This is a genomic window from Sphingomonas sp. S1-29 (genome assembly GCF_026167545.1).
Taxonomy (GTDB): domain Bacteria; phylum Pseudomonadota; class Alphaproteobacteria; order Sphingomonadales; family Sphingomonadaceae; genus Sphingomonas.
On the sequence record NZ_CP110678.1, the window covers coordinates 1,616,449 to 1,630,742 of the forward strand.

Consider the following 14,294-nt stretch of genomic DNA (forward strand, 5'->3'; position numbering starts at 1 on the left):
CCGGTACGGGAGAGACATTGTGATGCATCCGCGCCTCCACCTCGCCGCGATCCTGCTGCCCGCCATGCTGCTGGGCGGCTGCGGCGGCACGCTCAACCGCGGCATCGAATCGGTCCACCAGCCGGTGGTCAGCCGCACCGATTATGTGTTCGACGTCCAGTCGACTGGCCAGGGGCTGGCGACTGGCGAGAGCGCACGCCTGGCGGGCTGGCTCGCCTCGCTCGAAGCGGGTTACGGCGATCGTCTGTCGGTCGACGACCAGCCCGCGTTCGATCCCGCCGCCCGCGCCGCGGTGGCTGCCGAGGCTTCGCGCTACGGCCTGCTGCTGGCCGATACCGCGCCGGTAACGGTCGGTGCGCTGACGCCGGGCACCGTTCGCGTGGTGCTCAGCCGGATGGTAGCCGCAGTCCCTGGGTGCCCCGACTATAGCCGCATGTACGAACCCAATTACGGCGCCCATACCGGGTCGAATTTCGGCTGCGGGATCAATTCCAACCTGGCCGCAATGGTCGCGCGGCCCGAAGACCTGGTGCGCGGCAGCCGCGGCGCCGACGTGACCGACACCGCGACCGCCACCAAGCCGATCCAGGCGCTGCGCGATCGCCAGCCCCCCGCCGATGCCGCGCTGCCGGCGGTTGCCACCGGCGGCACGGGGAGCAATTGACATGAACGCTCCCTGGAACCCCTCGCGCAGCAGCGTAATTCGCGAACCCTTTGTTGCGTTCGTCTGCGACGAGAACAGCGCCGAGACGATGCGCAGCGTCGCGGTCGAGCAAGGCTGGGCGCCTGAAAAGGTCAACAAGGGCGGGCTGCGCAACGCGGTCCAGACGCTGTCGGTGTCGGCCAGCCCGCACATCCTGCTGGTCGACCTGTCCGAAAGCGGCGATCCGCTCAACGACATCAACGCGCTGGCCGAGGTGTGCGAGCCAGGCACCGTGGTGGTCGCCTGCGGGCAGGTGAACGATGTCCGGCTGTACCGCGACCTGGTTGCCAGCGGCATCCACGATTATTTGCTCAAGCCGCTCAATCCCGACGCGCTGCGCGAAACGCTGGCGCAGGTCCAGACGATGCTCAACGCGCCCAAGGCGACCGAGCCGAGCACCGAGCGTGCGCATGCCGCGATTGCGGTGGTCGGCACGCGCGGTGGGGTCGGCGCATCGAGCATGGCGACCTCGATCGCCTGGCTGATGAGCGACAAGGGCCGGCGCACCACCGCGCTGCTCGATCTCGACATCCATTTCGGCACCGGTGCGCTCGCGCTCGACCTCGAGCCGGGGCGCGGACTGACTGACGCGATCGAGAATCCCAGCCGGATCGACGGACTGTTCATCGAACGCGCAATGGTACGCGCGTCGGACAAGCTGGCCGTCCTGTCCGCTGAGGCGCCAATCCATGCGCCGGTGATGAACGATGGTACCGCCTTCTTCCAACTGCAGGAGGAAATACGAACGGCGTTCGAGACGACGGTGATCGACCTGCCACGCGCGATGCTGGTGCAGTTCCCGCACCTCGTCACCGACGTGCAGATCGTGGTGATCGTTACCGAATATACGCTGGCTGCGGCGCGCGATGCGATCCGTATCCTGTCGTGGTTCAAGACGAACGCGCCGCAGACCACGGTCATCATCGTTGCGAACCGCGTGCATGCGGCATCGCTCGAAATCTCGCGCAAGGATTTCGAAGCATCGATCGAGCGCAAGATCGATGTGGCGGTGCCCTTTGACCAGAAATTGTGCGCGCAGGCGGCCAAGCTCGGCAAGTCGATCGCCGAAGCCGGGCGGGGATCGAAGACCGTCGCGCCCATCACCGATCTGGTCGGCAGGCTGCTCGCGATGACCGAATTGGTGGAGGCTGCCGAAGCTGGGGGCAAGACCAAGACGAAGGCTCATGTCGAGCCCGGTGCCAAGGGCGGATCGCTGCTGGGCAAGCTCAACCTGCGGATGCCGCGCATGGCGAAGAATTGAACACGCCGTGCGCATAATCATCGCGCGTCGAACCTAGGGAGGCGACCATCGGCACCGAGTATCTGCCGCTACTGATGGTGATGCTGGGCGCGTTCGCGGTGCTGGCGCTGGTGGTGTTCGCCTTCGCCGGGCCGTCGACCGCGCGCGCCAGCGCACGCCGCCTGACCGCGGTGCGCGATCGCCACGCCACCGTCGCCAATGGTGGTCTGATGGACGCACAGCTCCGCCGAATCTCGAACCGGCGAAAGGCCACCTCGTTCGATCGCGCCGCGACCAAGCTGCTGCCCAACCCCGCCGAGTTGCAGAAGCGGCTGGCGATGACCGGAAAAAGCTGGACCGTTGGTCAATATGGCATGGTGACGCTGGGGCTGTTCGTCGTCGTCGGGCTGGGATTATGGCTGCGTGGGCTGCCATTGCCGCTGGCGCTGCTGCTGGGGGTGTTTGTCGGCGCGGGGCTGCCGCATTTCTGGGTCGGCAAGACGATCAAGGGGCGAATCAACAAGTTCAACACCAAATTCCCCGATGCGATCGAATTGCTGGTGCGCGGGCTGCGATCGGGCCTGCCGATCACCGAAACGATCGCGGTGGTGGGCGCCGAGCTCGACGGGCCGGTGGGCGAGGAATTCCGTTCGGTCGCCGACAAGATGAAGATCGGCCGGACGATGGACGTCGCGCTGCAGGAAACCGCCGACCGGCTCGGCACCCCCGAATTCCAGTTCTTCGTCATCACCATCGCGATCCAGCGCGAGACCGGCGGCAACCTTGCCGAAACGCTCGCGAACCTGGCCGACGTGCTGCGCAAGCGGATGCAGATGAAGCTGAAGATCCGCGCGATGTCGTCCGAATCCAAGGCGTCGGCCTATATCGTCGGGTCGCTGCCCTTCATCGTCTTCGGGATGATCTGGTTCATCAACGCATCGTATATGCAGAATTTCTTCATCGACGAGCGGCTGATGGTCGCGGGCGGCGGCGGGCTGATCTGGATGAGCATCGGCGCGTTCATCATGGCCAAGATGGTCGATTTCGAAATCTGATGGGCCCCAATTCGATGAGAGGCGCGCGCTGATGGAACCGGGTGCAGGTCCCACGATCCTGGGGGTCGACGTCATCACCGTCGCGACCTTCCTGGCGGCGATCGCTGCCTTTGCGGTGATGGTCGCGATCTATGTCGCGACCTCAGTGCGCGATCCGATGACCAAGCGCGTGAAGGCGCTGCAGAACCGCCGCGAACAGCTAAAGGCCGGCATCACCGCCTCGACCGGCAAGCGCCGCGCCAAGCTGGTCCAGCAGAACGACACCACCGACCGCATGCGCAACGTGCTGTCATCGCTGAAGGTGCTGCAGGATTCGCAGCTCAAGGCAGCGCAGGTGAAGCTGTTGCAGGCGGGTATTCGATCGAAGGATTGGGCGGTCGCCGTGATCTTCGGGCGGATGGTGTTGCCGGTCGTGATCGGCGGGCCGATGCTCTATTGGGTGTACGGCACCGAGGGCTTTGCCGATTGGAGCCCGCTCAAGGCCTATGGCCTGGTCGCGGCGAGCTTCATCGGCGCGTACAAGGCGCCCGACCTGTATCTGCAGAACAAGATCACCAAGCGATCCGACGCGATCCGCAAGGGGCTGCCCGACGCGCTCGACCTGCTCGTGATCTGCGCGGAGGCGGGCCTGACGGTCGATGCCGCCTTCCACCGCGTCGCCAAGGAACTGGGGCGCGCCTATCCCGAGCTCGGGGAGGAATTCCAGCTGACCGCGATCGAATTGGGCTTCCTGTCCGATCGCCGCCAGGCGTTCGAGAATCTTGCCGCGCGGATCAACCTCGACGCGATCAAGGGCGTCGTCACCACGATGATCCAGACCGAGAAATACGGCACCCCGCTCGCCTCGGCGCTGCGCGTGCTGTCGGCCGAATTCCGCAACGAACGGATGATGCGTGCTGAGGAAAAGGCCGCGCGACTGCCCGCGATCATGACGATCCCGCTGATCCTGTTCATCCTGCCCGTGCTCTTCATCGTCATCCTGGGGCCGGCGGCCTGCGACATCAGCGACGCGCTGATCAAATAAGCGGCGCACGGATCGAAGAAGCGGCGCACTGATCGAAGAAGCTAGGGGGCGGGGCGCGGAACGCACCTGCCCCCCAAGTCGTTTGACCTCCGTAACAGGAGGGACTTTCCATGCTATTCTCGACCCCGACCCAATTCGCGGTGCTGGCGCTGTGTCTGATCGCCGGCTGGCTGTTCGGGCTGGCGAGCCATCCGGGCGGCCGCAAGTGGAAGGAGCGCCTGCGCGCCGAGGAAGCCGCGCACCGCGCGACCCGCGACGAGATTGCGACCCGCGATACCCGGCTTGCCGAGCTCGAGCGCGACCGCGAACGCTGGACGGCCTCGCAGACGGTAGCGCCGGTCGCCGCCGCCGGGGTCGGCACCGCTGCCGCGACGTCGTCGCGCGGGGGCGGCTTCTTCGGCTGGGGGCGCGACAACCTGTCGCGAATCCGCGGGATCGACGAGCATACCGAACAGCAGCTGCGCCAGGACGGAATCAAGACCTATGCCGCGATCGAGGCGCTGACCCCCGAGGGCGAAGCCGATCTCGAGCAGCGGCTGGGCTTCGGCCGCGGCCGGATCGCGCAGCAACAATGGCGCGAACAGGCGGCGTTGCTGCGCGAAGGCCATGACGACGACCACGGACGCCGGTTCGTGTGAAGCGGCGACGCGCCGTCTTTCTACCGCCAAGCGATGCGCACGTGGCTAGAAGAACGGTGCTTCGACAAGCTCAGCACGAACGGTGATGGGGTATAGCCAGCCAACGATCCTCCCCCGCCAGGGGGAGGTGGCGGGTGCGAAGCGCCCGACGGAGGGGGAGGAGGCGCCACGCTAGGGGCGGGGCTCACCCGCTGCACCGCCTAGCCAGCCCCCTACAGCGTCACCCATTCCGGCCCACCCGGCGCGACCACATCCTCGACCTTGTCGCCGGTGACCACCACCGCCAGCAGGATCGCCGCGATCAGCAACAAGTCGAACACGATCACCGCCGCAAACGCGACATACGGATGGAACGGGCCGACCATGTCCATCCGCTGGCGGGTCAGGCGCTGCTTCATTTGCGCAGCGCCGCCTGTGCCGCCGCCAGCCGCGCGATCGGCACGCGATAGGGCGACGCGCTGACATAATCGAGCCCGACCTGTTCGCAGAAGGCGATGCTCGCCGGGTCGCCGCCATGCTCGCCGCAGATGCCGAGCTTGATATCGGGACGGGTCGCCCTGCCCCGCTCGGCGGCAAGCGCGATCAGCTCGCCGACGCCTTCGACATCGATGCTGACGAACGGGTCGCGCGCGTAGATGCCCTTTTCGACATAGACCGACAGGAAGCGCGCGGCATCGTCGCGGCTGACGCCGAGCGTCGTCTGCGTCAGGTCGTTAGTGCCGAAGCTGAAGAATTCGGCCTGTTCGGCGATCTCGCCGGCCTTGAGCGCCGCGCGCGGCAGCTCGATCATCGTGCCGACCAGATATTCGATCGTGCGCCCGCGTTCGGCGAAGACTTCGGCGGCGGCCTTGTCGACCACCAATTTCATCAGCTCGAGCTCGCGGCGGGTGGCGACCAGCGGGATCATCACCTCGGGCACCGGTGCCTCGCCCGATTTCTCGGCGACGTCGCATGCGGCCATGAAGATCGCGCGTGCCTGCATCTCGTAGATTTCGGGATAGGTCACCCCCAGCCGGCAGCCGCGATGGCCGAGCATCGGGTTGAATTCGTGCAGCTCGGCCGCGCGGCGCTTGAGCTTGTCGATGTCGATCCCCGTCGCGGTGGCGACATCCTCGAACTCGGCTTCCTCATGCGGCAGGAATTCGTGCAGCGGCGGGTCGAGCAGGCGGATCGTGCAGGGCAGCCCCACCATCACCTCGAATATCTCGGCGAAGTCGCTGCGCTGTTCGGGGAGCAATTTGTCGAGCGCGGCGCGGCGGCCGGCCTCGTTTTCGGCGAGGATCATCTGGCGGACCGAGGTGATCCGGCTGGCTTCGAAGAACATATGCTCGGTGCGGCACAGGCCGATGCCCTCGGCACCGAATTCGCGCGCGGTGCGGCAATCGTCGGGGGTTTCGGCGTTGGTGCGCACGCGCAGCCGCCGGACCTTGTCGGCCCAGACCATCAGCGTGCCGAAATCGCCCGCCAGCTCGGGCTGGATCGTCGCGACCGCGCCGACCATCACCTGACCGGTAGCCCCGTCGATCGTGAGGATGTCGCCCTCGCGGATCTCGCGGTCGCCGCAGCGCATGATCTTGTCCTTGGCGACGATCGAGAGCGTCCCCGCCCCCGACACGCACGGACGCCCCATGCCGCGCGCGACCACCGCGGCGTGGCTGGTCATGCCGCCGCGCGCCGTCAGGATGCCCTTGGCGGCGTGCATGCCGTGGATGTCCTCGGGCGACGTTTCGACGCGGACGAGGATCACCGCCTCGCCGTTCGCCGCCGCGCGCTCGGCGGTGTCGGCGTCGAACACGACCTTACCCGAGGCCGCCCCCGGCGAGGCGGGAAGCCCCTTGGTCAGCACATCGCGCGGGGCATCGGGGTCGAGCGTCGGGTGGAGCAGCTGGTCGAGCGCCGAGGGTTCGACGCGCAGCACCGCTTCCTCTTCGGTAATCAAGCCTTCCTCGGCCATGTCGACCGCGATCTTGAGCGCCGCCTTCGCCGTGCGCTTGCCGCTGCGCGTCTGGAGCATCCAGAGCTTGGCCTCTTCGACGGTGAATTCGATGTCCTGCATGTCGCGATAGTGGCGCTCGAGCAGGTCGAAGGTGCGCGCGAGCTCGCCATACACCTCAGGCATCGCCTCTTCCATCGATGCGGGCTTGGCACCAGCGGCTTCGCGCGCCGCCTTGGTCAGATATTGCGGGGTGCGGATTCCTGCGACGACGTCCTCGCCCTGCGCGTTGATCAGGAACTCGCCATAATAGCCATTCTCGCCGGTCGAAGGATCGCGGGTGAAGGCTACCCCGGTGGCCGAGGTCTCGCCCATATTGCCGAACACCATCGCCTGGACGTTGACCGCGGTGCCCCAGTCGCCGGGGATGTCGTTCAACCGGCGATACACCTTGGCGCGCTCGGACTGCCACGATCCGAACACCGCGCCGACCGCGCCCCAAAGCTGGTCATGCACGTCCTGCGGAAAGGGCTTGCCCCACAGCTCCTGCACCAGCGCCTTGTATTCGGCGACCAGCTTGCGCAGGTCGTCGGCGCTGAGTTCGGTGTCGAGATAGAAGCCCTGGTCTTCCTTGGCGATCTCGAGCGCTTCCTCGAACCGGCCGTGATCGAGCTCGAGCACGACATCGGCATACATCTGGATGAAGCGGCGATAGCTGTCCCAGGCGAAGCGCGGATCGGCCGAGATCGCCGCCAGCCCCTCGACCGTCGCGTCGTTGAGGCCGAGGTTGAGGACGGTATCCATCATGCCGGGCATCGACACCCGCGCACCCGATCGCACCGAGACGAGCAGCGGGTTGGCGGGGTCGCCGAAGAGCTTGCCCGTGATCCCCTCGATATGCCGCAGGCCGCCCGCCACCTCTTCGCGGACGCTGTCGGGGAAGGCCTGGCCTTCCTCATAATAGCGGGTGCACATCGCGGTGCTGATCGTGAAGCCCGGCGGCACCGGCAGGCCGATCGACGCCATTTCGGCGAGGTTCGCGCCCTTGCCGCCGAGCAGGTTCTTGTCGCCCTTGCCCCCGTCCGAAACCCCGCCGCCGAAACGATAGATATACTGCGTCATGTGTCGGTTCCCTGTGCGTGACTGCTCGTCCTGGGGAGGCGGAAGCGTGGTCAAAGGTAGGTCGGGGCGATCATCTCAACCGTCGATCTTCGAGAAATCGGCCACGGCATGCACCGCGTCGCGCATCCGCGCGAGCAGCGCCAGCCGCGCCGCGCGCTTGGCCGGATCGGGATCGTTGACGGTCACCGTCTCGAAAAAGGCATCGATCGGCGCGCGTAGCGATGCCAGCGCGGTCATCGCCTCGGCGAAATCCTCGGCGGCGATCGCGGCGGCGGCGCGCGGTTCGGCGGCGTCGAGCGCTTGCGTCAGCGCGGCTTCGGCGGGCTCGGGGGCGTAGCCGGGGGCGTGTTCGCGCTCCGAGCGGGCGAAGTCGCCGACGCTGGGGGTGAAGTTCGCCTGATCGACCTCGACCAGCGGGTCTTCCTCGCCGGTCTGCGGAATCGAGTCGTCGCCCGCGAGGTGATCGATCGCGCGCGCGGCGAGTTCGTCGGGGTGGCGATCGGTCGATTCGGTGCCGAAGGGTTCGGGCGCGTTGAGCGATTCCCCCCTCCCTGAAAGGGAGGGGTCGGGGGTGGGTCGGTCCTTCGCGGCGCGGTCGTGAGTCTCACCACCCACCCCCGGCCCCTCCCTTGAAGGGAGGGGGGCAGCGACCCCTTCCTTCTTCAGGATATTCGCCGCGCGCTTGTAGCCTGCAAGCAAATTGGTCCCCTCGGGCGTGGCGACAAACGCCTGCAACGCATGGACGCGTGCGAGCAGGCGAACGAGGTCGTCCTCGTTCCCGAGCGCGAACACCGCGTCGATCAGGTCGTGGCGAACGCCGGCTTCGCGTTGCTGGACCTTGAGGCGGTCGGCGAAGAAGTCGAGCAAGCTGTCTTCCGAAGCGTAGTAGGAGAACCAGACGTCGAACGAGGTCGGGCTTTCCACTCCCTTCAGTCTCTCCCTCATCTTAGCAGCCGCCTTCTCGCCGAGCAGCTTAGTCATGCCTTCGATCGCCACATCGAGCGTAGCAGCGTCAATTGCACCACTGCGCTGCTCAGCAAGCGTTTCAATCGCTTCTCGAACAGCCGATTGCAGCGGAAGTCGGAGTTTTGAGGCTGCCAAGGTCAAGATGACCGAAATAGCAGCGCGCCGCAGTGCGAAAGGATCTTTCGAACCTGTAGGCTTCTCGTCAGATGCGAAGAAGCTAACCAACGTATCCAGCTTATCCGCCAGCGACACCGCCACCGTGACCGGCGCAGTGGGGACGTCGTCGCCCTGCCCGACCGGCTTGTAATGGTCGCGGATCGCGTCGGCGACGCGGGGGTCTTCGCCTTGCGCGCGGGCGTAATAGCCGCCCATCACGCCCTGCAACTCGGGGAATTCGCCGACCATGCTGGTGACGAGGTCGGCCTTGCACAGCCGCGCCGCGCGTTCGGCGAGGGCGGCGAGTTGCTCCACTTCTCCCCTCCCTGGAAGGGAGGGGTTGGGGGTGGGTTGGTGTGGGGGAACCGAGTCGACCGCCTCGGGCCGACCCACCCCCGGCCCCTCCCTTCCAGGGAGGGGAGGCGCAAGCGCGGGATCGGATTTTACGATCCCCTCTTCCACCAGCCAGCGCGCAAGCTTGGCGACGCGGTCGACCTTGTCGGCGACCGTCCCCAGCTTCTCGTGGAAGACGATCTTTTCGAGCTTCGTCGCCTGTTCCTCGAGCGCGACCTTCAGGTCGGTCTCGTAGAAGAAGCGCGCATCGCTCAACCGCGCGGCGAGCACTTTCTGGTTGCCCTCGACGATCCGCGCGCCGCCGTCGCGCGCGGCGATGTTGGCGACGCAGACGAAGGCGTTGGCCAGCCGCCCCTCGGCGCCGGCGCAGACGAAATATTTCTGGTTCACCCGCGCGGTTAGCTGGATCACTTCCGCCGGCACGTCGAGAAAGGCTTCGTCGAAGCGGCCCAGCAGCGGCACCGGCCATTCGGTCAGCCCGGCGTTCTCGGCGACCAGCCCTTCGTCCTCGATCAGCGCCAGCCCGGCGTCGGCGGCGAGCTTGGCCGCCTTGTCGCGGATGATCGCGCGGCGTTCGTCCTGGTCGACCAGCACATGCGCCATCCGCAGCTTTTCGACATAGTCGCCCGCGCCGCCCAGCGTGATTTCGTGCGGGCTGTGGAAGCGGTGGCCGACGGTGGTGTAGCCCGATCGGATGCCCGCGACTTCGCATTCGACCAGATCCTGGCCGAGGATCGCGACGATGCCCTGCAGCGGGCGGACCCAGCGCAAGGATTCGGTGCTGGCCGAAGCATCGCCCCAGCGCATTGATTTGGGCCAAGGGAAGCCGCGGACGATGGCGGGGATCGCCGCCGCCAGCACCTCGGCGGTCGCGCGGCCGGGCTTTTCGATGACCGCGAACAACACGCCGCCGCGATCTTCGAGCTGATCGGCGGTGAGGCCGGTCTTGCGCAGGAAGCCTTCGAGCGCCTGCGGCGGCGCGCCGGCGCGCGGGCCTTTCAGCTCCTCCGACACCGCCTGCGTCTGCATCGGCAGGTCGCGCGCGATCAGCGCCAGGCGGCGCGGGGTGGCGTAGGTTTCGATTGAACCGGGGGCGAGGCCGGCCTTGGCGAGCTCGGCGGCGAACAGCCGTTCGAGATCGGCACGCGCCTTGTCCTGCATCCGCGCGGGGATTTCTTCGGAGCGGAGTTCGAGGAGGAAATCAGCCACGGGCGGCACCTTTCGTCACCCCAGCGAAGGCTGGGGTCTCGTGCGGCAAGCGCGCGCTATACATCAGGGAGATCCCAGCTTTTGCTGGGATGACGGGCACAAGGAGACGCTTGCCCATCACGCCGCCCACCCGTTCTTGGCCATGTACGCAGCACACGCGCCCTTCGCGAGATCGCGCACCCGGCCCATATAGGCCTGGCGTTCGGCGACCGAGATCACTCCGCGCGCCTGCAACAGGTTGAAGACGTGGCTCGCCTTGATCGCCTGTTCATACGCCGGGATCGGGAGGTCGCGGCTGAGCGCATTTTCGCATTCGGCGGCGTGCTTGCGGAACTGGTCGAACAGGCTGTCGGTATTGGCGACCTCGAAGTTCCAGGCGCTCATCTGGCGCTCGTTCTCGAGGAAGACGTCGCCATAGCTCACGCCCTCGTCGTTGAAGGCGAGGTCGTACACGCTGTCCTTGTTCTGGATGTACATCGCCAGCCGCTCGAGCCCGTAGGTGAGCTCGCCCGCGACGGGCTTGCAATCGAAGCCGCCCATTTGCTGGAAATAGGTGAACTGCGTCACTTCCATCCCGTCGCACCAGACTTCCCAGCCGAGCCCCCAGGCGCCGAGCGTCGGCGATTCCCAATCGTCCTCGACGAAGCGGATGTCATGGGCGAGCATGTCGATGCCGATCGCCGCGAGGCTGCCGAGGTACAGTTCCTGCAGATCGGCGGGCGAAGGCTTCAGGATCACCTGATATTGGTAATAATGCTGCAGCCGGTTGGGGTTCTCGCCATAGCGGCCATCGGTCGGGCGGCGGCAGGGCTGAACGAAGGCGGCGTTCCACGGATTGGGGCCGAGCGCGCGCAGCGTCGTCGCGGTGTGGAAGGTGCCCGCGCCCATTTCCATGTCGTAGGGCTGGAGGATCAGGCACCCGCGCGCGCTCCAATAGTCGTGGAGCGTGAGGATCATTCGCTGGAAGCTGAGCGGCTTTTCGTCGGACAAATTCGGGCCTTCGCGGGTGCGGGAGAAGCGGGTTTCGCTTTGGCGCAGCCACCCCGGAGGGTCAATGGTTGGGGGACCTGCGCGAACCCGCTATGGCCGGGGCATGCCCGCCCGCATCTTCCTCGCCATCGCCGCCTTCCTGTTCGCGGGCACCGGCGCGCAGCAGCCGCCGGTCGATATCGATCCGCCGCTATGGGTGGTGCGCGATGCCGATACGACGGTGTATCTGTTCGGGAGCATCCATTGGTTGAAGCCCGGGCTCGGCTGGTTCGACGATGCGGTGCGCGACGCATTCGTTTCAAGCGACATGCTGGTGCTCGAGACGGTGAATGTCGATGCCGCGACCGCGCGGCGGGTGCAGGACAGAGTGGGGACGCTGGCCGACGGGCCGAGCCTGCCCGACCGGCTGCCCCCCGAATACCGCCCCAAGCTGGCCGCCGCGATCGCCGAACAGGGCTATCCCGCTGGCGCGCTCGACCGGACCAAGCCGTGGCTGGCGGCGACGACGCTGTCGACGCTGCCGCTGCAACGCGCGGGCTATGATCCCGCGATGGGGGTCGAGACGGTGCTGACGAATGCGGCGCAGGCGGCGGGCAAGCCGGTGACGGGGCTCGAGGAGCGCGCGCAGCAACTCGGCTATTTCGACGCGCTGCCGCAGGACGCGCAGATCGCGATGCTCAAGGTGCAGCTCGACGGCATGGACCGCGCGACGACCTCGACCGACGAGGTGCTGGCGGCATGGGGGCGCGGCGATGTCGCGGCGATGGGGCGGATCGTGGCGCGCGACCAGCACGCCTCGTCGGCGGCGTTCACCGAGTCGGTAATTACCAAGCGCAACCGGCGCTGGGCGGGGTGGATCGTCGAGCGGATGCGCCGGCCGGGGGTGGTGTTCATGGCGGTGGGCGTGGGGCATTTGACTGGCGGCGATACGGTGCAGCGCGAACTGGCGCGGCGCGGAGTCAAGGTGGAGCGGGTGGCGTATTGAAGGACCTCCTCCCCTCCCTGGAAGGGAGGGGTTGGGGTGGGTGGGCCGGTTGGCGGGCGTCACGACTCCTCGCGGGCCGACCCACCCCCGGCCCCTCCCTTGACCAGGGAGGGGAGGAATCCTGACCTATCCCTCTCCCGTTTGCGGGAGAGGGAGCGAGACTTGGGGGCGCACTTGCGGCCCCCAGTCGCAGCGGTGAGGGTTTTTGGTGGCGGGGGCGACGGTAGAAGAAGAAGGCCCTCACCCAACCCTCTCCCGCAAGCGGGAGAGGGCTCTCAAGTGCGCGCGCCGCGCAAGCGGGAGAGGGCTATAGCTTGCCCCCTCCCCCGCTTTCCGCTATGCGCGCCCGTTCCGTGGCAGGGTCATCCCTGGAGGCTTGCCCGGTTATTTTGAACTCAACGTATTTCGGAGACCCGACATGAGCGATACGCTTACCCTGTCGGCCGAGACGCGCGAGCGGGTTGGCAAGGGAGCCTCCCGCGCGCTTCGTCGTGAAGGCCGCGTCCCCGCCGTGATCTACGGCAACAAGCAGGATCCCGTCAGCATCCACGTCGAAGAGCGTGCGCTGATGAAGATGCTGAACACCGGCCACTTCATGAATTCGGTCGTGATGATCGATGGCGTCGGTTCGGCTATCCGCACCCTGCCCAAGGACGTGACCTTCGACGTCGTCACCGATCGTCCGGTGCATGTCGATTTCCTGCGCATCTCGAAGAACGCTTCGGTCACGGTCAACGTGCCGGTGGTGTTCACCGACGAAGCCGGCTCGCCCGGCCTCAAGAAGGGCGGCGTGCTCAACATCGTTCGCCACGAGCTCGAGCTGGTGGTCGATGCGGGCAACATCCCCGAGCAGATCGAGATCGCGCTGACCGGCCTCGAAGTCGGCGATTCGATCCACATTTCGAACGTCACGCTGCCCAAGGGCGCCGAGCCGACGATCGACGATCGCGATTTCACCATCGCCACCGTCATCGCGCCGTCGGCAATGCGCGCCGAGACCCAGGAAGCGCTGGCCGAAGACGCCGCGCTTGCCGAGGCGGCCGCTGCCGAGCAGCAGGCTGACGAGGCTCCCGAGCCGAACGACGACCATAATGACGACGACAAGATCACCGAGCAGAAGAAGGACTGATCCTTCTTTCTTGCGGTGTGATCGGGGCGGGGCAGCGGAAACGCTGTTCCGCCCTTTCGTTATCCCCCCTCTCGCTATCGCCGAAGGACGCGACCGATGCAGCTTTGGGTAGGCCTGGGCAATCCGGGGCCGCAATATGCGATGCACCGGCACAATATCGGCTTCATGGCGGTCGATGCGATCGCCGAGGTCCATGGCTTTTCGCCGAGCGCCAAGAAATTCCAGGGCTGGGTGCAGGAGGGGCGGATCGGTGGCCAGAAATTGCTGCTGCTCAAGCCCGCGACCTTCATGAACGACAGCGGCCGCGCGGTGCGCGCCGCGATGGATTTCTACAAGCTCGAGCCGCAGGCCGTGACCCTGTTCTACGACGAGCTCGACCTCGCCCCCTTTCGCGTCAAGGTGAAGCAGGGCGGCGGCGCGGCGGGGCATAACGGCATCCGATCGACGATCGCGCATATCGGCGAGGATTTCCGCCGCGTGCGGCTGGGGATCGGCCATCCGGGCCACAAGGACCGCGTGACCGGCTATGTGCTGGGCAATTTCGCCAAGGCCGAGATCGAGGATCTGACCGACCTGCTGGGTGCGGTCGCGGCGGAGGCAGCGTGGCTTGCCGAGGGGCAGGATGCGCGGTTCATGAGCGACGTCGCGGTACGGATGGCGCGGTAGGGGGACGGCAACCCACTCCCTTCGTCACCCCGGATTTGGTCCGGGGTCCGCCGGGGAACCGACGAGACAGCGGGTTGGCTGGCGCAACGACCGCCAACCACAGCATCCAGCCGCCCGGTGTACC

The 14,294-nt window shown here is 66.7% G+C and carries 12 protein-coding genes; 8 read left to right on the forward strand and 4 right to left on the reverse strand.

Annotated elements, in window-relative coordinates; genetic code table 11:
• Nucleotides 1-22: 22 nt before the first annotated feature.
• From OKW76_RS07685 to OKW76_RS07705, 5 genes are all read left to right on the forward strand, one after another.
• Nucleotides 23-664 (forward strand): CpaD family pilus assembly lipoprotein, encoded by a 642-nt coding sequence (locus OKW76_RS07685; protein ID WP_265552836.1) that lies wholly within the window; start codon nt 23-25, stop codon nt 662-664.
• A 1-nt stretch (nt 665) separates the two neighbouring features.
• A complete protein-coding gene (locus tag OKW76_RS07690; protein ID WP_265552585.1) occupies nt 666-1,964 on the forward strand; it encodes an AAA family ATPase in 1,299 nt (432 codons plus the stop codon).
• Between the two features lie 74 nt (nt 1,965-2,038).
• Nucleotides 2,039-2,998, forward strand: a complete 960-nt coding sequence (locus OKW76_RS07695) for a type II secretion system F family protein (RefSeq protein WP_265552587.1) — start codon at nt 2,039-2,041, stop codon at nt 2,996-2,998.
• Nucleotides 2,999-3,029: 31 nt separating this feature from the next.
• Nucleotides 3,030-4,022, forward strand: a complete 993-nt coding sequence (locus OKW76_RS07700) for a type II secretion system F family protein (RefSeq protein ID WP_265552589.1) — start codon at nt 3,030-3,032, stop codon at nt 4,020-4,022.
• Nucleotides 4,023-4,132: 110 nt separating this feature from the next.
• Nucleotides 4,133-4,660: a hypothetical protein gene (locus tag OKW76_RS07705; protein ID WP_265552591.1), complete on the forward strand. Its 528-nt coding sequence runs from the start codon at nt 4,133-4,135 to the stop codon at nt 4,658-4,660.
• Between the two features lie 212 nt (nt 4,661-4,872).
• Here the strand turns inward: OKW76_RS07705 and OKW76_RS07710 are convergent, their stop codons facing one another.
• The 4 genes from OKW76_RS07710 to OKW76_RS07725 form a co-directional block, all read right to left on the reverse strand.
• A complete protein-coding gene (locus OKW76_RS07710) occupies nt 4,873-5,058 on the reverse strand; it encodes a hypothetical protein (RefSeq protein ID WP_265552593.1) in 186 nt (61 codons plus the stop codon).
• Nucleotides 5,055-7,715, reverse strand: a complete 2,661-nt coding sequence (ppdK, locus tag OKW76_RS07715) for a pyruvate, phosphate dikinase (RefSeq protein WP_265552594.1) — start codon at nt 7,713-7,715, stop codon at nt 5,055-5,057. Before ppdK ends, OKW76_RS07710 begins: the two co-directional genes overlap by 4 nt.
• A gap of 75 nt (nt 7,716-7,790) precedes the next feature.
• Complete coding sequence (gene glyS, locus OKW76_RS07720; RefSeq protein WP_265552597.1) at nt 7,791-10,400, reverse strand: glycine--tRNA ligase subunit beta; 2,610 nt, start codon at nt 10,398-10,400, stop codon at nt 7,791-7,793.
• Between the two features lie 117 nt (nt 10,401-10,517).
• Nucleotides 10,518-11,357 (reverse strand): glycine--tRNA ligase subunit alpha, encoded by an 840-nt coding sequence (locus tag OKW76_RS07725; RefSeq protein ID WP_265552838.1) that lies wholly within the window; start codon nt 11,355-11,357, stop codon nt 10,518-10,520.
• A 136-nt stretch (nt 11,358-11,493) separates the two neighbouring features.
• On the opposite strand from OKW76_RS07725, the gene OKW76_RS07730 reads away from it, so the two are divergent.
• From OKW76_RS07730 to pth, 3 genes are all read left to right on the forward strand, one after another.
• Nucleotides 11,494-12,375, forward strand: coding sequence for a TraB/GumN family protein (locus tag OKW76_RS07730; RefSeq protein ID WP_265552598.1), 882 nt, complete (start codon nt 11,494-11,496; stop codon nt 12,373-12,375).
• 418 nt (nt 12,376-12,793) lie between these two features.
• A complete protein-coding gene (locus OKW76_RS07735; protein WP_265552600.1) occupies nt 12,794-13,504 on the forward strand; it encodes a 50S ribosomal protein L25/general stress protein Ctc in 711 nt (236 codons plus the stop codon).
• Nucleotides 13,505-13,600: 96 nt separating this feature from the next.
• Nucleotides 13,601-14,170 carry an aminoacyl-tRNA hydrolase gene (pth, locus tag OKW76_RS07740; RefSeq protein WP_265552601.1) on the forward strand — a complete coding sequence of 190 codons (570 nt, stop codon included), beginning with the start codon at nt 13,601-13,603 and terminating at the stop codon, nt 14,168-14,170.
• Nucleotides 14,171-14,294 lie beyond the last annotated feature (124 nt).